Raw genomic sequence first — 22,230 nt, forward strand, 5'->3', positions numbered from 1 at the left:
TTAAAATACGAAATAAAAAGTGCTTCAAATGAATCTGTAGTGAGTATAACAAAAAAAATTCTGTTATGCACTACGCCTTCTTTTGAAGCACTTACGACCGAAGTTCAGCTCATCCGTTGAAAAACCTGAAAGAAAAGGTCTATTAAAGAAGTATGCCAGAAGAATCAAAAGACATATGATAAATAAAAGACCGGCAGCCACAAACTGTCGGTCTCATTCATATTTTTGCTTTGATACAACCTTGCAAATAGTGGGCTAAGTTGTTGTTTTCCACTCCCAAGTTTGCCTCTGTCCTGCCTTTCTTCCCATTAGATACAACAAGAACAAAAACAAACATATTGGGATAATGATGTACTCAGTTACTGAGACTTTAGTTCACCAAACTAAGCGGTCTAATATGAATATTAATTTTCTTTGAATTCAATTCTTCATCAGATGGAATGATAATTCCATCTTTAAAGATCATCAGTTCGTTTGCCTTACGTTTAGTTGAAACGCTGTAGTTTAAATCATAAAGGCGAAGATTATAATTGTGATAGATTTCTTCAATTTGCGGTTCATAGTCATAAGTGATTATCCAATCACAGTTTACATGTTCGCGGATTTCTTGTTCAATACGAACATGATCCTTATAATTAAAGAAATTCATGTATAATTGCTGTCCTTTTCTAAAATATGGAGGATCAAAATAAATTAGTGCATTCTCTTCATACAGAGGAACATAATTTTTGATAAAACTATTTACGTCCTTATTGTACAATTTGATATCTTTTTTCCGAGCAGCAATTCTCTGTATACGTGTTACCAGTTCTTCTCGCTTGAAACGTACGTCCATTTTCCAATCTTTTGCCTGTTCCTGTCCCCCAATAACTCCACCCTTAATAATGCCGGAACGGTTGGTGCGGTTCAGATAAAAAGCAGCAAATCCTAATTCAAAGCTATATTTATCGTTTTGGGTAACAAGAATTTCGTGCTGTTTCTGCCATTCATCCACAGTAAGAGGAACCGTTCTGATTTCTTCAACAAAACGATCAGTCTCTGTGAGAATAGCTTTCCAGAAAGACCATACCGCTTTGTCATAATCGTTTATCACAATTCGGCTTACAACATTTCTTAAAAGCAATTCCATTGCAATTCCGGCTCCGCCGGCAAATGGTTCAATATATGTGCCGCCCTGATGCCCAAGCTGATCAATCATATACTCCATAAAAGAAGCTAATTTTCCTTTCCCTCCTGGATATCTTAATGGCGAATAATACATATACATCACCTCCTTTGCTTTTGTGTATGTCTCTATTCATTAACCTTGCCGTTATACTCCAAAAATGCATTATAAATCCAATCTGAAAGGTTATATGGGTTCAAATACAGCTTTCTATTTTCATCTCGGATTCTTTTTCTTAATGATGGAATCACTTCAAATTCTATCATATCTTCAGGGTTTTCCCCTTTTGATTCTTTGATCAGTTTTTTTAGAGGAACCAGCAATTCTTTCTGTTCTTCTTCAGAATAATCTTCCGGATATTTTCCTTTCAATGCATAATCAAACAGCTGAAGAGCAAGTGTCCTGTCAAATAAATCATGATTTCGCTGATTATAAAAGTTATCAAGGCAATTTTTGCAAGATCTTGAACATGTACATTCTGAAAGGATCTCTCTTGTCCGAATCATTACATCATCAAGAACTCCTTCTTCACCCATCAGAGAAGAATAACCGGCACCGCTGGTAAGGTTGTCGTAAAAGAACATTTCAATATGCGCTTCTCCGTTATCTTCATACCTTGTTCTCCATCCGCCGTTGATTTCATTATAGTCAATATCTAAGGAAAGAGAAACCGCTTTTTTCATTGCTTCATGAAGCGTCGTAGCAGCAGCTCTTAAAATACTCCTTTCTTCATTGTCATATCTTGACACTAATTTTTCAGAATCATACTTGATATCAATCATAAACATGTCTGTAAGAAATTCGTATCCCAAATAAATATTGGTAGCCACCGTTCCTTCATGCTTGCAGATATAACGGTCGTGATAAGGTTGAGAAAAATGGTATTCCCCCGTTGAAATTGGTGATGCAACTTCTGCACCACCACATTTTTTACAAATGTTGAAACCATTTTTCTTCTTACCCATATTTACAGTAAGAACATGATGATCCTCCAACTTTGCGAAACGAATACGACTCTTTTTATACGTCTTCATTTCAGTTTCTTTTGGTACATAAGAATAATACGGTGCTTCAGCGTATGTTTTTTCTTCTTCTTCATCTTCATACTTTACAGGATCGCCCTTTACAGGAGCAAAACCCCATGGTTTGATCATCGTGCGATGTTCGACACGTGCATGGCAGTATGGACATTCTGTATATGTTTCCTGTGCCCCTCCAAACCAATTGCATTCCGAACAAACAATAATGTCTTTTTTATAATCCTTGCTGTTAAAATAGTATTCAGCCTGATTCTGTTCGTAATCTCTCGGTCTTGGATTAGAATACAAACCTCCACTTTTATATATTTTTTTATCAATCGTGATAAAACGGCCCGGAGCATATTCGCTTATTGCAACAGCAATATCTCTTTCTGGTGCATATTTGATGTCCTTAGGAGCTCTTCTTCCGCGTTCTGAATCTGTTTCCACACAGAATCTTACCACATTCTTAGGGAACGAATATGACGGGATAAACCCTTCTGAATAAAAAACATCAAATGCAGATGTTTCTTTGTCGCCGTTAAAATATTCATTTCTTTTTCCTTCTGCGAGCACCAAGTCACGGATTTTGCAGATTTTTTCGATCGTTCCATCCACTGGGAAATCAAGGGTTTCGCAGTGCTCAATAAATAAGTCGACATAGTTTTCACAAAAAGAAACAATCCCTACTTCTTCAATGCTGTCATAAAGGCTCTTCATCTTTTCCGTTGACATAAAACTATTCAACGCTTTCATATTAAAATGACGCTGCTCGATTTTCGGATTTGATCTGTCAATCCATGGTTTTCTTGGCGCACCAGAGATCATCTCGTCAGGGTGCCTGAAATAGTGACTGTCATGAACGCCGCCAAAAGCATATGTTACGATAGTGGAAATGCCAGAATTCTTTCGACCGGCACGACCTGCTCTCTGCTGATAATTCTCTCTCATCGGAGGAATATTTCTTAATCCTACAGCAGTCAGCGAACCAATATCAATACCAACTTCCATTGTTGTAGTACAACTTAAAACATCTATAGAATTTTCACCCGATTCTCCAGCATCAATGTCCTGAAAACGAATCTCATAATCTTCTGTTCTACTCAATATATCACTGGTTGTTTCCTTATGTGACAACTGTGCTGTATGCTCTTCAGTATCGATTGTGTGAATCCGCTCCTCTCCTTCGATTGCATCAATAACAGGCTTTCTCCAGAAATCAAATCTTGAAAGATCATCATTCGTGATCGTATGAAGATTTTTAGATTTAAAACAGGAACCACAGGTATCACCAATCTTATATGGAGAGATCTTACCACATCTTTCGCATCTGTACCAATTGAATTCTTTGTCAGTAATGACGATCTTAACTGCGTCGAGTTTTAGATAATAGCGCTGATTAGTTCCCGGCCCAAAGAAGTTACTTTTGATACATTTCAAAAGATCTTCCATTTTTTTATCACTGAAACCTGTCGTATTTTTGACTATGTTGATAAACTCTTTATCAATCGATGTCATAAAATCGGCTCCAAGCCCAAATTTAAGTATCTTGCTACGACCAGGGAGATTTTTTCTAATTTCATCATCAATAACATTTCCTAAAGCAGCATTATCATCCATAACATCCCAAAAAAGAAGAACCAAAATAGAGTGTAAAAGTTCTTTGTCAATTTCAATATCATAATCTTCTTCGAGTTCATAGATGCATTCTTCAAGCACATCATCCATAGGACCAAGGAAACCGAGGCCGATATCCTTGAAGGAGCGAGGACTTTCCGTAAAGAACGTCAAAAGCTGTTCATAATAATCGTATGGCAGCGGTTCAAAATTCTCCCTCGTTATGTCTCTTCCTTTTCTTAGTCGCTTTTCTATTTTCTCACGATGAACGTGGAAAATCCCAGCGCTTTCACCAGTAAAAAAGTCCAATTTCTGTTCAACACATACAGCTAAGAATGCATTGTAAAGTTCTTTTAGGGAATGCTCTTTTCCATCTGTTGCCAGTTTTTTAGATGCAAGCATGATTGCCTGACGGAAACCATCTGCATCAGACGATTTTGACAGATCAAGGGCAAGTTTAGCTGCATTCTGTCGCGAATCAGAAAATAGAAGTACTTTTTTACCTTCATTTATCAATTGCTCATCTCTTGCTGGTTGGAGTTCAAACTGTGCTTTTGTAAGGTTGTAAAACGGAATATTCCCCTTTGTTGCCAAATCTGTTGGCTTCTTTAACGGCATGTTTTTTTTACATTTTGGACACTTTCCAAACATAAAGCGGTCATTTTTTTCATCATAATCCGGATACAAAACCTTTAACAGAGAATCATCCCCATTATAATTAAGGTATAGTTTACCCGTAATCGGATCAAGATATGCTGGTCTGTCTTTCCCCTCAAGTTCATAGTCATCCGGACAAATATACAAAAGCATCTCTGTCAACTCATTTGCCCCTCCATGAAGGCCTTTATTCGGAAACACATACCAGTATCCAGTACCCTCAAGTTTTTGCACGTACACCTTAAAATACAGAGCACCGCACTTTACATGGTTTACCAATTCATACATTCTTCCTCCACATTTACATTTATATCGAGGAACAGAAACAACCTTGCCGAGAGGAAGCTTTTCTTGTTCAGAATACTTTTTCCCATCACAGCTACAATGTGGATTGGAACAAGCATACAGTCCTTGAATTCCACGAACAAACATATGAAGTCTTACAGGAAAAAGAATTTCATCATCCTTTTTTGCAAGAGAAACAATCACTAGCAAAGCATCAAATGCATCTGCGCCTTTTTCGTCATTGCCAAATAATTCTTCTTTTAATACAGAATACGATTTTGCTCCTTCTCTGCAAAGTTCATGCAGCTGTACAAAAGCTTGATAATCAGGAAGATTATCGTAACGCCATGCTTGGGCTTCTTCCGTAGAAATATCACTGGAAAGATCCACATGAAAAACGCTATGAGCAAAAGCTCTTACTCGATCACTGATCTCTGTTTCAGTCACCTGACTTGTTCCGATTACCGCAAGCGATGCAGCATCAGTCATAACTTTATATTCTGTACGTATAGCTTCACGCTTACCAAATAACTTGACACATTCAGAATACTTTTTCCCAGTAAGTCCGTTAAAGAAGTCAGAAATCGCCTCTTCATCCCCTTCAGGCATACTCGCAGTGGTAAGAATAAACTGAACTTTATCAAGAGAGAGTCCAAGACGTGAGAACAGTCGGTCTAATAATAGCGCAATTTCCCCACCTGAAGACCCTCTGTACATATGTGCTTCATCAAGCACGATAAGAAGTCTGTTTTCTTCTGATTTTTCGAGCCACTCTTTTGTGTCATCCCAGATACCAGACTCCATCTGACGCATCAGCATATATTCGAGCATGGAATAGTTTGTAATCAGAATATCAGGGGTATTCCCCTGCATTTCAAATCTTGTGATATATTCAGCATCAAAAGGCCCTGGCTGATGAATACCGTTTTCAAGATTTTCAATAAATTTTCTAAGTCCTTCTTCACCACCATTTCTGGCAGGATATTTATTGATGCTCTTGTAACCATTAATTCTTCTAATCTGCTTTTTCTGATCTTCTTCTGATGCTGATTCATCAATAAGATAGTGCTCACGGTACTTTTCTGCAAGTTCTATATTCTTTTTATTCTTTGATTCTCCTGAATATGGAGTTCTACCGGTGTACATTCCAAAATGGGGAATGCGTTCTGCATTTGAAGAAGATGTAAAAATCTCTTTAAAAATGTTAGAACCCATGATTTTTCTGAATCTTGCCAATTGGTCAGATACAAGTGCATTCATCGGATAAATAATGAGTGTTCTGACTGCTGGAAGCTTGAAATCATCTGGTCTGTTTAATGATTCTTCTATAGCCCGGGAAATGATCGGCCATAAAAAACATTCTGTTTTACCGGAACCGGTACCTGTAGATACAAACAAGTCTCTTCCGTTCATTGCCCCTTCAAGAGCTTTAACCTGATGCTCAAAAGGCGTGGAGTAAATACCAAGTTTCGCTTCAACAAGTTTAAGGAGAACCTCTTTTACATTGTCCGGTATTTCTGCATCCCTGATTCCATCATTTACTTTTCGATAAGAAGAAGATGTTTCGATATAAGGTTCTTTTGCAATATTAATTTCTTCAGGGCACATTTCTCCTAAGATATCATCTGCATACAAAAGAAGCGTCTCACTGTTTGCCAGATAATCAGATTTAATATAATTTGCTAATCGATCTCTGATTGTTTGATAGTACTGTTGTACACCATTTGTGTTTCTATCCATAAAATTCACCATTTCTTGCAGTAAATCCAATTGCGCCAAGGACTTTTGCAACCTGTTCCGTTAATTTGTTACGAATAATAAAATTGTTCCGATCTGTAAATTTGTTTTTTGGCCATGCATTCATGAGAAGATAATAATATTCTCTATTGGGGAGCTGACCAAGAATGCGTATATGCGAGTATTCCTCATCAATCGGACATATAAGGAGCTGCATTGGATTGTCGTAATGCTTTTTTAATGCTATATATTTTCTGCGGAATTCTGCGCCTGTAAGTGCATCAAGATCATCCGTATTGTTATCATCTGCAAAGAGATATGTTCCGTCCTCTTTTCTTATGACTCTGTAATATAGTCCTAAAGCAATATTTCGTGCCATCGTAATATCTGACTTCATTCGTCTGTGCCAAGAACTGGATACATTGCCATAGTAATATGGGTTAAAGAATTCAAGATCATCTAAATCGATGTCTTTGGTATCAAAATCGCACTCATCAAAAACAACATTCAAATATTCATCAGGAGTAAGGCTGTCGCGAACAAGAAATTCGTTAAGCGATATTTCCAAATTGCTTCTGTCTACATGGATCCCGAGACCATTAATTGTATAACTTTCCTCTGGAACCCCTAGATATAGGTATAACTTGTCGGAAAACCGAACTGTCTCTTTGCTGTTGTTTAAAATATTTCTGTTATTTTCCTTGGTAAGCAAATATCCGGTTTGTTCATAGAGATTGCGAATGAAGACAGCAATATCTATATATTTAGAAACAAACACGTACGGTCTTGCTTCCGGACAAAGGGCTACGTATTTATCTAATAGATTATGTAGCAATATACTTTGGGCACTTTTGCTGATTCCCTTCTCATGCTCTTTTTCGCTTAGTGCCGATTTTAGGCACCATTGACCTAAGGCAGAATAGATAACCCTGAATCCGAAGGACGCATCCTCTTCATTCATATATGACCGAATGCCCATATCGGATGCCATAATTTCAATCAATCTGTTCATTATCCAAACCACCTCATTATTATATCTTTCTTTAAGCACCGTCCAGTTTCTCCTGCGTATCTCTGAAGGCGTTTAGAACAGTTGTATGGATTCTTTCCGATAACCTTTGCTACATACGGAAGAAGTGTAAACATCAGCATCTCATTCAAGTGATTATCATTCTCAATCATGCTTGCCATCGCTACAGCTGCAGATTCTTCTACTCCACACTCACAAGCAATATCCCTGAATATCTTCTGCAGACGAGAGTCTGGATTGGTAATGCCTTTGTACGCAAATGGCTTTTCCTTTATTTCTGAAGGATTTTCCGTAATATCTTTGATTTTTAATAAAGAACTAAATTCATCTGCGTTGATAAAATGAACATGTGATAGTATCTCATTTGGTACAAAAGTCAGCGTTCTGTCAAACATATATGTAAGTATGATGATTTTGTTCCGGTGCTGCTCAAGTACCGGAATGAGTTCCATTACATTACAGTTTCCTACAAAGCCATCCAAACACACAACTCTGTCTGGTGTTTTAGTTAGAAACTCATCAATGATTTGTATATTAGCACCTTCTGAAAAAAGTAAACGTGCCGCAATTGGTACGCCATAAAGCGTATTTGAAAGAGAATTAGCAAGATTTATTCCAGGACCTCTTTTAATCAGTACTGGAACGCCCTGAAAAAATACTTTTTCAAGATAACAAAGGAAGTCTACTGAACCATCTTCGCTTTGATCAAAACCGATATTTTCAAGGTTATAGCAGAAATATTCGTCAAAATCATCCATGTTTTCAGGACACATTGGCATATATCGTTCACTATCATGATATCTCTTTGAGATAGTTTTTACAGCAATGTTGATATCTTCCTGGTCATCGGTTGTTTTCATGATCTCAGCTTCCGTGGCTTGAGCTTTCATTTCAGTACGAACAGACGCTAACTGCTCTTTGTATTGATTTTCTTTTATTAACTCCTGCTCAAGAGCTTCTTTAAGAGCTTTAATCTGCTTTTTGTCAGCATCTTTCTCTGTTAATAACGTAGCTCTTTCTGCTTTGAAAGTGAAAATCTGCTTCTCACGATTTCGTACTTGATTTTTCCAAGTCTGAATATCTTCTTCGGCAGAAGCAAGTTTAGATTTCAGTTCTGAAAGATTCGCTAAATACTCTTCCGCCAGAACAGATTGTTCGTCAATTCTTTTAGTCAAGGCTTCGATTTTCTGCTGCATCTCTGATGTTTTCCAGATTTCGTCTTCTTTTGTCTTTTTTAGTTCAGCTTCATATTTTTCAGCTCTTTCTCTTGCTTTTTTGTACTTTTCCTGTTCTTCTTCCAGTAAACAAGAACTTTGTTCCAGTTTTTCTTTCAGTTCTTTTTTACATCTATTAAATTCTTCCGCTTTTTTCTGTTCGTCAGCGACCTGCTGTTCAAGCTCTTTTTTATTTTCAGAAAGTACTTTTATTTGATTCTTTATTGAATGCAGTTCTTCCTTTTCTTTATTTCTGTAGCCTGCTTCAAAAGATACTGCAGAACTCAATACTTTAAGATAATCTTCTGATTTTTCTTCTTCCTTTATTTTAAAGAAAAGAGCCACATTTTCGGCAAAATACGAATGCGACAGAACGTTTATGTAAGCAGCATCCTGGTTAAGGCCTTCTTCTTTGGCTTTTGCTAATTCTTCATCAATTTCTTTAATCCATCTGTCAATATGTTTGATCAAATAAGATGAAACAAAATCCCTTGTCCGAAATTCATAAAGTGTACGAGACACCATTTCTTTGGTGAGGGATTTCACACGAAAACCGGGTCTCAATTTAGCAAATTCCTTTGGATATCTTTTAAAATATGAAGTTGTCTCCTGATATGGGATAGCAGAACACACATATCTTATATCTTCTTCTGTAAGATCTATTAAATAATTCAAATCAGACCCTCCTTAATGTACTTCTTGATGACCGTATTGATCTGTCCGCTCCTATAACAGTTTTCCAAATATAGTAAAATTGCTTCATCCGCAACAATCTCCATGAAATCATCTGGTTCAAACGGTTCTGACTGAGGATGATATTTTATAATATCGTTTATCAATTTCTTTTTATCAGTTGTTTTTTTTGAAGTTGCCAATACAATAACACGAACATGTCCGTTTTTATATCCGAGAATGTGATCTGTTTCAGAAAGGTATGCCTTCGCTCCAGCAACCAGATGATCACATCCATTCTTATCAAATATAAAATAGTCATATGTATCCGGAACAATGTATTTATCAGCGTGAATGATCTCAGGTTCTTCGTAAGTTGAACCCAAAATCGTTTTCTCATCCTTCACGATCCTACACTGAATATTCTTTTCGCAAATAGTTACTCTTTCATTAAAAGTGAGTTCATATACATCAGAACATACTTTTTTAACATCCATCCCGTTGGCATCAATATTTCCGTGAGGAATCAATTCAAAACTTGGTAATATAAAAACATTATCTGATTCAGTAATGACATCCTCGTCTCTCGTAAATACAGGAGGCCATAGAATATCCATAGACTCCGATTTCTCCACCCGAAATTCATGTTTCTGAAAATAGATTTTCGCAGAATAATCGGCAGAATAAATGACAAACCGTACAGCGAAGAACTGTCTGCCTTGTGTGAAAAATTTAAAAGGTTCACCATCTATCTCTGTGCTCTGCAGAGCAATTAATTCTTTAATGTTATCCTCGTTTTCAGAAATTGCTAAATAACAATAATTTGTATACAAGATGTCGGATACGATTCGTTTGTAATGGTTACTGGACTGACTTATCCTGTAAATATTCAACTTACTGTTTCGTTTCAGTACATTCTCACATAATGTTTTTGTACTTTCAGCATTAAATGAAACGTAATAATCGTTGGAATATTCTGAAATTGTGTAATAATTTCCGGTATCAGGTATAAGGTTTCCTCTGTTAATCGGCATACTAAAAAATGCCGGCGCATTATATTTTGTATGTAAAGAGAATTGCCCGCCATTTTCTGCATAGTTGCTGATATCTTTATCTGAAAGCGTCAGCGAAATCTCAAAAGTCATGTGGTCTATATTGAAGCAAAAGCCAATACTGTCCATAGTATGTTTTCTTATAGACACATAGCGTTCTAATGCACCCGGCTGTCCAAGATAGCGCTCACATTCAATATCATTATTTCCTCTTCTATGACGAAAGTGAGGCGATTTCTCGCTACTTTCAGCCGCAGCAAGGAATACTTCTTCTCCACAACATAAACATTGATATCTAAACTGTGTACCATACAATGGTTCTATAGATTTTGAAAGTTCCAACGCATCAACTTCTCGCTGAAACACAGAGTCAAATGCTTTATCCATATAAATGAAACCCCTACTGGTTAATAAATAATAGTTATTGTTTCTTTTTTAACTTAATATACCGTCCGCTTTTTATCCTACCGTCTTTAGGTCTTTCTGCATCTGCAGGCACCGCCCAATAGTTTCCGATACGCATTGCTCCTGGAATTTTTTTCTCTGTACACATCTTTTGTATTCTTCTTGATGATATACCCCATTTTTGAGCAATCTGAGTTGTTGATAAATATTCCATACGGCCTCCTAACATCATTTTATACAAAAATACATTATATTAAATTATAATCCGAACAGCGAACTTTATCAACCAAATGCATTATATCATATACATAATTTTTTATTTTTCGTAAACATTTTGGAAAGAGCACAACTAAAATGTCGTGTCTCAATAATAGAAGAGTAACCTATTTAACACTTTATAACGTTATTTTGGAGCACAAAAAAGATCCAGAGAGAAATAATCTCCCCAGACCTTTAATTTACTTATTCGGGAGTAAAGGCAATGTATACTTCATATCTTGTTCCTATTTCCTGCTCCGTTCCTGTGCCATCTGCTGTTCCAGATACCTCGGCACCGGCTTTCCGGATCTTTTTGCAATGGCAATTTGTTTCTCATGAAGTTTCTTTATCACAGAAGTCCTTTTCTTCGGACGTTTTCCTGCTGGATGCTGTATTTGCTCTGCACCTTTCTTCTGGTTATTCACCTGTCCATCCACCATATCATAATTGGCTTCTGTACCGGATTCATGGCTTCGTTCATACATCCCATTCTGAAAATATTTCTGATAATGTTCCATCTTTATCTGTAGCTGTTTCATTCTTTCTGGATACTTATCCTCAGGATAAATGTATTCACGGATTTTCTGCTTGGCAGTTTCATCAAATCCCCTGATTCCGGTTTCTGCTACATATTTCCCGTAACTGTCGAGAATAATCCTCGCAGCCTGTTCCCGGAATTCCTGATGTTCCAACAGATAAAACTGTTTTCCATCAATAATGATATAGTCTGTTACCCTCCAGTTTCCGGAATAACCATCGATCTTATAATCTTTGGTATCCACAGACAGAACGCTTCCTGTTGTACCCATACTGATGAATCCGCTGATTCTTCTGGGATGATCATCACTCAGATAAAAGCATGAGATTTCTCCTTCATGATTAAGCACCAGCACATCACTGACATCTATTTTATTCCGGAGCCGCTTCCAGATATCATTAGCGGTCTCATCCGGCTTCATTTCGCCGACCATCATATGCTGGTAAAATTCCACACGAACAGCAAAATTCTTTTCCCGAACCTCGTTGTAGGACAGATGCCATAGTTTCCGTCCGGCAGTCATCTTATTGACACGATAAAGGGCAAATTGATTAATCTTCATACTCATCATCCTCCGATGCCAAGAGATATGAATCCAGATCTAGTGTGTAGTAATACTTGTCTTCAATCTGTTGCAGTTTCTCGATCAGCGAAGATACAATTTCAATCATTTCTTCATCGGATACATCTTCTTTGGTTTCTTCCAGAACTTCCAGTGCTTCCTTCAATGTCATTACTGTATCCTGTCTGGTTTTTTCTGCAAAAATCGCCATTACCATCAATTCATTTTCTTCGAATTTCACTGGCTTCATAAACTCATCGCCTCCCTTCTGTGCTGTGATCTTGTTTTCTTTTCTTTCTGTAGTTCTTCGGGCTTTTTGATTTCTGGTTTTTCCCTTTCTGCCTGCCTTTTCTCAATGATTTTTTCCGCATCGGAAATAGCTTTCTGCACCAGTTTGTTATCACGGTATCCTGGGATGGAGTTGATGATATCTTTCTGTAGGGTTCTGCCCACATACAGATCAAACATTCCTTCATAATCACTGCCATCCTGCAAATTAAATCCAATACTCTTTATTCCATTCATTCGGCTTCCCGGTATCTTGTCAAAGAGTTCAAATGCCTGTTCCAGTGTCAGATCCTGATGAAATTCCCCAAGAACCGGAAACTCGGAACATTCTGCAACGTAGAAACTAATACAGGAGCTTTTTTCTCCCATGTTCAGATGAGACTCCGGACTTTCAATTCCTAGCATTTCCTGTCTCTGTCTCACAAAGTCCGGCAGATCTGCAAAACCGAAACTGTCCACATAATAAGCTTTCATATCTCCATCCCGGTTCACAATCACCACATCACTGACAGACATCGAGTGACCCTTGAAGTCAGCCGGATGATTCTGATTAAAAATACTGTATAACTCATCCAATGAAACCGAATCATGCAGGATTCCGGAATATACACATTTATAATCCGCTGCAGTTACTTCCATCCCATGATCTTTTACAAAATCCATGCCCATAAACTCATAAGGAACGTCTTTCGATTCCGTATTCAGCTGATAAAGGGCATATCTTTCTTCTCCCGCAAACATCAACTCTTCGGAAGTTTTTTCATATCGTTCCGGGTGCATTACCCGTGCCACTCTTTCCGCAGTGTCTGGATCTTCCAGGACAACACCTTCCAGCCATTCTTTTACATCATTCCATGAATCTGAAATCATTACACCACCGATTTCATGTGTACCATCCGGAAGGAAACGAAGATTGCCATCTGTACTTTCTAACTCATCAAAATGATATCCGGCAGCTTCCATAGCCGGTATCAATTTCTGTTTCTGTTCTGATTCAAGAAGCTGCTTTTTCTCTGCAAACAGTTCCTGCAAGTTGTCGGATAATTCATCAATCATTTCTCCTGCAGTCTTTCGGATTATGTCCATGGATGCTTTTAACTCTTTCATGTCACGATTGCTGCTCCATCCGGCAATATACGGAAAACTGTATTCAGAAGTATCTACACCAAAAGCAGAGCAGACACAATAAGCAACAGATTCTGCCTCAACCTCTTTTGTCAGCCGATCCTTTTCTATTCCCTGTTTCTCCATGATGTCTTTGTCGTGGAGCCGGGCATGTCCGGTTTCATGAATCGCTGTTTTGATTGTCTGGCTTTCACTCATCCCTTTTTGGATCACAATCTCTTTATCTCCGGAATGATAATATCCTTTGGCTTCTCCTGCAATCTCATCAAATCGGATCGGAACCGGGGAGACCGCTGTGATTGCTTCCATGAATAAATCATAATCCGCAACCGCCTCCGTCAGTTCTTCAGGAGCAAGGGTCTCTATAGGCTCACCATCTGTCTGGCTGATATCAAATACTGTGGTTGGTTTAAACCGCGGAATGACCACTTCGACTTCCTCTGTTCTGGGCTTCCCATCTGCATCCAGAAGAGGCTTACGGTTCTGATCTAGAATTTCCTGTTCCCTTTTTCTCTTGATCGGGGCAGGAGCGAGGATTGTGATTCCTTTTTCCCCTTTTTTTACCTGTTTACCCATTGACTGCCAGTTTCGGTATCCAGTAACAAGTGTTGCATCCGGTCTCTGCATCGCAATCAAGAGTGTATTATTAAATGAATATCTGTGAAACTTAGACATGGTCTGCAGATACTGGGCATATTTATCACCGGTAAAGATATTCTCCACGCCAGTCTCCAAAGATTTCAGGATGCTGTTCATATCCTTTCCGGCAACCGGAAGTGGGATAGTAGCTGATGGAATAGGCTGGATTTCTTCAAAATTATTCTCTCTGTTCATTCGAACTCCTTTCCAAAGCCCCGCTGGTTTTGATTCCGGCGGGGCTTCTCATACACATATTTTTAAAGTGACATATCATTTGCTTTATGCTTCGGTTTATGTACCGGCTGAGACATATTTGCATCTTTCTTATCGGGCATTGTTTGTTCCTTTCCTTTCGCTTTCTGACGATCTTCAAAAGCAGATGCTTTTTCAAAAATCCTGTCCTTAGTATCATAGTGATACACTTCATCCGCCAGCTTTTCTTCAGGACGGACTTCACTGTTATTCACTTCCATTACCATGTGTTTTAATTCACGGGAGGTCATCTCTCCATTATCCGGAAGAACCAGCATTTCATGGGTGGAAGAGGGAAGAATATAGTAATCTCCCTTTAATGCTTCTCCAATCTGATCCATCTGGCCGGGATAGAAGAGAACTGCAGCACCATCGAGCATCTGCTCATTCGTAACAATGGTGAGCGGAACAGCCATATTCTGATACATTTCTTCCAGCATCTGGTCAATATCTTCTTCTTTTATACCGGCAGCCCGCATATCATTTCTCATCATGTTTTCCATCATTTTATCCATAGATTCTATCTTGACCGGAAACACCTTCGGACTGTTTTCCAGAGCATCCTGATGAAGCTGGTCCTTTGAAACACCAAAAAGTTTCATCATTTCGTTGTTTACAATCGCAGAAGCAATGCCATCTGCTCCGGAATTAGCAAAGATATGATAGGTAATCGCCAGATTCTCTACACGTGTATGGGGAACTTTTGACAGCATTTCCTGATTCCTGTCCGCATCAGATACCCGGATAAACAGATTCTCTTTTGCTTTTTCATAATCGGTCAAAATACCCATGTCAATGTCCATAGGTGTGATCTGCACAACCTCAGCCATCCGTTCCATAATATCTTCCATCTCCATCTGAACATCCTGCATCTGTTCATAGAACATGTTCAGGTTCAGTGTCGGGGAAGACACCTGGCTCTCCGTTCTTACCGTCATCCCCAGATAGCTTTCATTCAGCTTTTCATGGGGATAAACATCAACACTGGCATTTTTATATTCATCCGGAAGATAGTCTTTGATTGTTTCTTTTACAGTTTCTACAAATTTTTCAAATTCCATATTCTTCATCCTTTCCTATTTCATTTTTCTATTTCTTCTTGCCTTTTCCAGAAGGCTTTTTACTCGGAAAATCCAGAGAAAAATTCACACGATCTTCACTGGCATCCATGATTAAATCCGCTTCAAAATACATATTTTTCTTGGCAGAATACAGATCCTTTACCCGGACTTTTCCACTTTTTAAAAGCTCAGCAGCCATGTATTTATCAATGGTTTTCTGCATCCGCTCCAGATATTTTGTTTCTTTCCAGAGGGCAAAACGACATTCCCTGTTACTGCAGTAGAAGTTCTTTTTCCCTTCATAGACCAGACTTCCGCATACCGGACAAGTTCCGATGCTTTCCCTTGTCTGGAATCTTCTGGTTTCTTCCTCCGGGATCGTGTCACATCCATTCAGCATCATGGTGATCATATTTTTGATCCCTGTCATAAAGGTATCCGGAGTGATCTTACCTTTCTCCATATCCAGAAGCTGATTTTCCCATTCCGCTGTCATGCTGGCTGATTTCAGAAAGTCGGGCAGGATCTCAATCAGAACCTTTCCATCTTCTGTAGGAATGATCTGTTTTCCCTTACGGACGGCATACTGGGAATGTACCAGTTTTTCAATGATTCCCGCTCTGGTTGCCGGAGTTCCCAGCCCCTTTTTCTCTGTATCCTCATCGAATTCCTTATTCCCGGCTGTCTCCATAGCTGCAAGCAGAGTATCTTCGCTGTACTGTTTCGGTGGGGAAGTGAGATGCTCCGATTTATCAGCTGCCACATTGTAAAAGATCTGTCCGGGAGTCAAATTAGAAAACCGGTCTGTCTCTACATTTTCCGGATTTTCCATAGCCAGCCCATCTTTGTTCTTGAAACACTCTTCATAAAGCTTCCATCCCGTCTGCTTTACAACTTTCTTTTTTGCGGAAAACAGCTCGTTCTGGCATTTCACGGTGATATCGGTTTCTGTGAAAATATGATCCTTTTCTGTTGCTTCTACCATACGGACACAGATGAGGAACAATATCTTCTGTTCCCAATCCTTTAACTGTGACAGATCACAATCTGTTAATTCCACCGTTGGGATAATGGCATGATGATCGGACACCTTCTTGTTATTCAGGACAAGCTTGACATTTGGTTTCTCCGGCTGGTCAAAGGGTCCTGTCAGCTGATACTTTTCATGGATCTTATGGATCACATTTCTGGCTGTTACTTCCATATCCTCTGTCAGATACTGGCTGTCCGTCCTCGGATAAGTGATCAATTTCTGCTCGTACAAAGACTGTGCCGCATTTAAAGTCTGCTGTGCAGTCATCCCATAATGCCGGTTGGCTTCCCTCTGCAGGGTAGTCAGATCATAGAGCTTCGGTGGCTTTACTGTCTTATCTGTGGAATGAATTTCTTCCACCACAGCATCACTTCCCTGGCACATGGATTTCAGATTTTCAGCCTCTTTTTCATCGAAGATTTTCTGTTTTTCCACCTGCAGACCATCCAGATCCAGTTCCACATTGAAATACTTTTCCTTTTGGAATGAGGAAACAGCTCTGTCCCTGTCTACCAGCATGGCAAGCGTCGGTGTCTGGACACGCCCCACAGTCAGCTTCTTATAATATTTACTGGTGTAAGCTCTGGTTGCGTTCATTCCTACCAGCCAGTCTGCCTGGGCTCTGCACACAGCAGCATCGGCAAGGTTTCCATATGCAGACGCCTCTTTCATTTGAGAAAATCCCTCACGGATGGCTTCATCTTCCATAGAACTGATCCACAGTCTTTTTACCGGTTTTCTGCTCTGAGAAAGATCATAGACTCTCTTGAAGATCAATTCTCCTTCCCGCCCTGCATCACAGGCATTTACTACATAGTCGATATCCGGACGGTTCAGCAGCTTCTTTAACACATAGAACTGATCCTTCTTGTCCTTTGACACTGCCAGTTTCCACTCCTGCGGAATAATGGGCAGATCCTCATAGTTCCATCTGCTGAATTTCTCGTCATAAGCATCCGGAGCCACATATTCAGCAAGATGCCCGAGACACCAGCTGACGATACAATCCTTTCCCTCCAGATATCCTTCATCACGTTTCTGTGCGCCAATTACATCCGCAATGGATCTGGCTACGCTTGGTTTTTCTGTAATCACTAAATACATATTCTTACAACTCCTTTCACTTATATGGGAGCTGCGTTGCCCTTATACAACATCAGCTCCCATCTTTTTGGATTTATTCCTGTGATTCGACTTTCTCTTCCGAATTGTCTGATTCCTCATCCTCATTGATGGTCTCCAGACCGTCATCCATTTCCAGACCTTCGTTTTCAGAATCATCATCTTCCTGCTTCGGTTTGTAGATCTTGAAGTAGTAATATCCTGCAATACCCGCTACAGCCAGAAGAAGGATCACAAACAGACCAGAATTTGTTGCTGTTTTATCCGGTTTATCTGCCTGTGTTTCTTCTTCAACAGCCATGCTGCTTTCCGTATCGTCTGTATGCTCATCCTCCAGGACTACAGAAGGGGCAGTCTCTAAAGTCTGCTGCTGATCCTCATCCAGAAATTCTTTCAGGTCATTTTCATCAATCTGAGACAGCATGTACACGTTGTTCGTAGTAGCTGCCCGGTCGATTACGATATAAAACGTATTGTTATTCTTTGTTTTAATCGTCAAGAATTCCTTACTGGAATCATCGGTAATGTCATCCCTTACCTCTCCGTTACCAGGAACAGAGAACGGATCGTCATTTTCCTCGGTATGAGTATCCTCAACCACCGGTTCCTCCGTTTCTGTTGTTGATTCCTCCTGAGCAGCTTCTGTACCCTGATCCACATAGGCAAACGCAGTAGCCTGACTTCCAAAAAGCATCATTGCTGCTGTCAAAAGCATCACCAGTTTTTTATTCAGTTTCTTCCATTTCACCATATTCATTTTCCTCACTTTCTCTTTTTTCTTCCTGAACAACAAAGGAGCCAGATTCTTCTTCTGACTCCCCGCTCGCTACAAATGATATCGTTCCATCCTGGATTCCGTTTAGCAGGTCAAATAATTCCTGCCCTTTTAATTTCATTCCACGGATACTTTTGATCATTTCGTTATTTTCTTCCTCTTTCAGAGCTGACCGGACACCTTTCAGGTACATTTCCAGATCAGCGATCTTTTTTTCGGTCTTTTCAATCTCATCCAGATACTTTTTGATTTTCCGATTCAAATTTTCACCTTCCTTCTTTTTTATTTTTAAGGCAGTCTTCCAAAGCACATAAAATGCTGCTGCCAGTAGGATGTATTGATATTGGCATATTGGATCGGATCCCCGCAGTGAATCATCATTCCATCACCAACGTAAATTCCCACATGGCTGGCACCGCTGGTATTATAGGTTCCCTGGAAAAAGATCAGATCTCCCGGCTTTGCCTGTGACGGTGGAACATAAGTACAAAGGCCGCGAAGCCCATCTGCTGTCCGACGTCCATAATTCCATCCATTTCCACAATTATTGACTACCCAGGATACAAACCCGGAACAGTCAAAACTGGTGCTCGGTGAAGATCCTCCCCATACATAGGGATATCCCAGATATTTTTCTGCTTCCCGGATCATTCTTGCAAACCGTTCATCTGACAGTGCTTCCGGCGGGATCTCATAACTCATACCGCCTCCGGCTCCGGTGATTCGCTTTACATCCCACAAATAATCCCGGTTGCCCAGTGTGGTATTCAATGCATCATACAGAATTTCCTGTTCCTCTGTCAGATTTGCCCTTGCCACTGCGTCAAAATTTGTATTCGTGAGAGTGACATAGAGGACTCTCTGAGTAGTAGTGGTAGTAACCTCCACCTCCCGGCTGCCATTATCATCTGCCAGAAATGCTTCCCATGTCTGATGACCGTGGGCACTGGCTGCGGAATGGCTGTCATAATACACGTCAAAAGCAACCCCATACATGGCAACATTCCCTGTATCCTCAACGGTATATTCCACACCATTCATGATCACTTTCGTTCCCATAGGCACAATCGGATTATTTGCGTCTACCGCAATCGTATGATTGGCTGTCGGGTATGCACCGCTGGCTGTTGGTCCGCCGGACCATCTTCCACAACAAATGGAGCAGTTACAATATCCGCTGGTTACCACATTTCCCAGGGATTCTCCCACACGTACTGTTCTCGTTTCTGTGACAGTTTCCGTCCTTCCATGGGTTGACAGATGATACTGTGCCTGAAACAGATCCTGTAATTCATCCTTTACATCGTCATAGGTATACCCACCATACTTTGCGGTCAGGTATGAAGTCAGATGATACGGATTATGCCCGATTTCGCTGACATTGTACTGATAGGAATCGTAATCCGGATAAGTGGATTCCATGTTGTTAATCTGACGGTTCAACGCTTCTTCCATAGCAGCATAAGCATTTTCTGCAGCATAGATATCCGCATCGGTACTGGGATAGGTTGTCATACCGATCACGGAAGCTCCACCCTGAATCGAAGCACTACAGCTTCCCAGAGAGACTGCAATCAGCATAAAAATGAGCGAAAAAATACCGATGCCAAGAAACATGGTACGGTTTCGCCTTACGATTTCTTTTAAAGCAATCTTGGCTTTTACCGTCATGTTCTCGACACCGGCAATCGTTGTTGCTCCCCCGAGACTTCCTGCTGTTTTTCCAGCTCTGGCAGCCCGGTAGGCATCTTTATATTTTTTTCTCTGGAAGAAGCGGTTTAGAAAACGCTTCTTTTCTGCATTTTGCACTGAATCCCTGGCAGTTCGGTCTGCTGCTTCCTTCGCAGCATCAAACTTCAATCTGGAAGCCTCCGGAGCATCCAGATTCATCCCTTTTCTGTGTGCTTTCACATCACTTCTCTGGCTTCTTAACTGTGCTCTGCGCAGACTGTGTGCTGCTTCATCAGCAGCTGCAATCACTGCACCGGAACCATCTACAGCAGCATTATCATCTCCATCCTCTGTTATCTGATTTCTGGCATATAGTGCAGCACCGGCTGCTACCTTTCGACCCATTCCTGTTCCGGCTCCGTGGATCATGCCGGATCCTTCATCACCAAAAGAAAGCCTACCCGATTTTTCCTGTTCTTCTGTCAGTCTCTTTCGAGCACGTTTCTTCTTTACTTGATCTTTCTGATCCGAGATACCGGATACTTCCGGAATCTGTTCCTGAGAATGAAGCTTTCCCTGGTATCGGCTGTCCTTTTTTTCTATGATTCTTTCACTGCTTGCTTTTGAAAAAGTTCTTGCAGGTCTTTCTTCAGATGCAATATCCGAAGACATTCTTAATTCCTGCACATACCTTCTCATGCGTCGGTTATCAGTTCTTCCGAAACTGTCCGATAGCCTTTTGCCGGGAGCCGCATTTTTCTCATCCTGCTCCGTACTGTCAAGCTCAGGTTCATCCCGGCTTTTCTGGCTGATTTTCTTCACAGAACCATCCCGGAGTGTTTCTTCTGTCAGACCTTCTCTTGTCATTTTAGAAAAGATCTTGTCTTTCGCTGTATATTCCTTTCCTGCCAATCATTCACCTTCTTTCATTCTCAATTTGTTTACCAATCACAACCATCCGCCCGTTTTTATGCGAATACTCACAGGTTGACAGTGTGATCAGCTTGTCTCCATACTGTGCTGTATAACCAGTGTCATAATATGACCGTTTCTTGCATTCTTCAACAAAACTCATATAATCCTCAGCATTTTCTGCCTTGGTAAAAGAGTAGTATTCAAAATCATGCCCGGTATACACCGGAACAGCAAAGGCTGCTATGATCTGATACTGTTCCTTCCCATGAAGTGTGCTGTACTGGATGATCGGATGTTCCTGATAGAATTCTTCTGACTTATAACGATCCAAAGCTGCAAACATTTTTCCTAAACTCATATGATGACCATAGATAATCAGGTTATCTGCATCTTCCGGATCACAAAGTTCTGAGAGAAATGGTGTCCCGCTCACATCGTATTCTTTCTCGAAATTTCTTCGAAGATAGTAATTCTTTTCTTCCGGATGATACATGACCGGATAATTGATTGCTGTCCCTTCAATCTTTATCCATCCAATGCAGTCCGGATTCTTTTCATGTAAAGCCAGAAGGCCAGAATCAACAATAGCAGAAGGATTACTGTCTCCCTCAGCATCATCTTTTTTATCATTGGTTTCCTGTTCTTCATGGATTTGTCGAATAGAGTCGAATCCTGTTTCGCTTTTTCGATCTTCCAGATACATTCCCATCAGAAAATAGAGGCTGATGGAGAGAAGGATAATGGAAACTACAAACAGAATCCTCGATATCCATTTTCTCATTTGTTTTCCGCCTCCAGTTTCTTTCGTTCCTCGACTTCCTCCGGTTTTGTTGTCATCAAGGAATACAGTTTCAGACTCTTATCGAACTTATCCTTGAATGGAATGATGATATTTCCATAGAAAAGGAGACCTTCGCCTTCCCCGGAATTCGTTACATAGGATAACTGATACGGTGAAATGTTCAACTGTTTCGCCAGAATCTGCCTGTCGCCTGCAGCTTGATTCAGCATCAGGATAAAATCACTGTTTTATAGTGATAGGTAAGCCTCTGATATCATCTCGGGCTTTTCCCCCACTCCACACCGTGCATGCGACTTTCACCGCACACGGCGTTCCATCGGTTAGTATTTTTCATTG

15 protein-coding genes and 1 pseudogene are annotated in these 22,230 nt (G+C 40.0%); all 16 read right to left on the bottom strand.

Annotated features, from left to right (window positions below; genetic code table 11):
• Positions 1–370 precede the first annotated feature (370 nt).
• Positions 371–1,261 carry a DNA adenine methylase gene (locus tag ACTNES_RS12150; protein WP_441039433.1) on the bottom strand — a complete coding sequence of 297 codons (891 nt, stop codon included), beginning with the start codon at positions 1,259–1,261 and terminating at the stop codon, positions 371–373.
• Between the two features lie 32 nt (positions 1,262–1,293).
• Positions 1,294–6,483: a DEAD/DEAH box helicase gene (locus ACTNES_RS12155; RefSeq protein ID WP_441039435.1), complete on the bottom strand. Its 5,190-nt coding sequence runs from the start codon at positions 6,481–6,483 to the stop codon at positions 1,294–1,296.
• A complete protein-coding gene (locus tag ACTNES_RS12160) occupies positions 6,476–7,531 on the bottom strand; it encodes a hypothetical protein (protein WP_441039437.1) in 1,056 nt (351 codons plus the stop codon). The genes ACTNES_RS12155 and ACTNES_RS12160 overlap by 8 nt, the downstream gene beginning before the upstream one ends.
• Positions 7,492–9,399 carry a hypothetical protein gene (locus ACTNES_RS12165; protein WP_441039439.1) on the bottom strand — a complete coding sequence of 636 codons (1,908 nt, stop codon included), beginning with the start codon at positions 9,397–9,399 and terminating at the stop codon, positions 7,492–7,494. The genes ACTNES_RS12160 and ACTNES_RS12165 overlap by 40 nt, the downstream gene beginning before the upstream one ends.
• Entirely contained in the window at positions 9,396–10,835 is a 1,440-nt protein-coding gene (locus ACTNES_RS12170; protein WP_441039440.1) for a hypothetical protein, read from the bottom strand. Before ACTNES_RS12170 ends, ACTNES_RS12165 begins: the two co-directional genes overlap by 4 nt.
• A 34-nt stretch (positions 10,836–10,869) precedes the next feature.
• Positions 10,870–11,067 carry a helix-turn-helix domain-containing protein gene (locus ACTNES_RS12175; protein WP_441039441.1) on the bottom strand — a complete coding sequence of 66 codons (198 nt, stop codon included), beginning with the start codon at positions 11,065–11,067 and terminating at the stop codon, positions 10,870–10,872.
• A gap of 289 nt (positions 11,068–11,356) precedes the next feature.
• Entirely contained in the window at positions 11,357–12,211 is an 855-nt protein-coding gene (locus ACTNES_RS12180) for a DUF4316 domain-containing protein (protein ID WP_441039443.1), read from the bottom strand.
• Positions 12,201–12,461 carry a transposon-transfer assisting family protein gene (locus tag ACTNES_RS12185; RefSeq protein WP_441039444.1) on the bottom strand — a complete coding sequence of 87 codons (261 nt, stop codon included), beginning with the start codon at positions 12,459–12,461 and terminating at the stop codon, positions 12,201–12,203. The genes ACTNES_RS12180 and ACTNES_RS12185 overlap by 11 nt, the downstream gene beginning before the upstream one ends.
• A complete protein-coding gene (locus ACTNES_RS12190) occupies positions 12,458–14,458 on the bottom strand; it encodes a YodL domain-containing protein (protein WP_441039446.1) in 2,001 nt (666 codons plus the stop codon). Before ACTNES_RS12190 ends, ACTNES_RS12185 begins: the two co-directional genes overlap by 4 nt.
• A gap of 62 nt (positions 14,459–14,520) precedes the next feature.
• Positions 14,521–15,576 carry a DUF5688 family protein gene (locus ACTNES_RS12195; protein ID WP_441039448.1) on the bottom strand — a complete coding sequence of 352 codons (1,056 nt, stop codon included), beginning with the start codon at positions 15,574–15,576 and terminating at the stop codon, positions 14,521–14,523.
• A 28-nt stretch (positions 15,577–15,604) separates the two neighbouring features.
• Positions 15,605–17,713 (bottom strand): DNA topoisomerase 3, encoded by a 2,109-nt coding sequence (locus ACTNES_RS12200; protein WP_441039450.1) that lies wholly within the window; start codon positions 17,711–17,713, stop codon positions 15,605–15,607.
• A 73-nt stretch (positions 17,714–17,786) separates the two neighbouring features.
• The gene (locus ACTNES_RS12205) at positions 17,787–18,488 is read right to left on the bottom strand and encodes a DUF4366 domain-containing protein (RefSeq protein ID WP_441039452.1); all 702 of its coding nucleotides are present in this window, start codon (positions 18,486–18,488) and stop codon (positions 17,787–17,789) included.
• Positions 18,457–18,768, bottom strand: a complete 312-nt coding sequence (locus tag ACTNES_RS12210; protein ID WP_154432961.1) for a DUF4315 family protein — start codon at positions 18,766–18,768, stop codon at positions 18,457–18,459. Before ACTNES_RS12210 ends, ACTNES_RS12205 begins: the two co-directional genes overlap by 32 nt.
• A 26-nt stretch (positions 18,769–18,794) precedes the next feature.
• On the bottom strand, positions 18,795–21,044 hold the full coding sequence (locus tag ACTNES_RS12215) for a CD1108 family mobile element protein (RefSeq protein ID WP_441039455.1): 2,250 nt from the start codon (positions 21,042–21,044) through the stop codon (positions 18,795–18,797).
• A gap of 49 nt (positions 21,045–21,093) precedes the next feature.
• Positions 21,094–21,873, bottom strand: a complete 780-nt coding sequence (srtB, locus tag ACTNES_RS12220; protein ID WP_441039454.1) for a class B sortase — start codon at positions 21,871–21,873, stop codon at positions 21,094–21,096.
• Positions 21,870–22,121: pseudogene (locus tag ACTNES_RS12225) on the bottom strand (VirB4-like conjugal transfer ATPase, CD1110 family); the annotation flags it as partial. The pseudogene ACTNES_RS12225 and the gene srtB, both read right to left, overlap by 4 nt.
• Positions 22,122–22,230: the final 109 nt, after the last annotated feature.

It is taken from the genome of Blautia sp. HCP3S3_D9 (genome assembly GCF_052063845.1).
Taxonomy (GTDB): domain Bacteria; phylum Bacillota; class Clostridia; order Lachnospirales; family Lachnospiraceae; genus Blautia_A.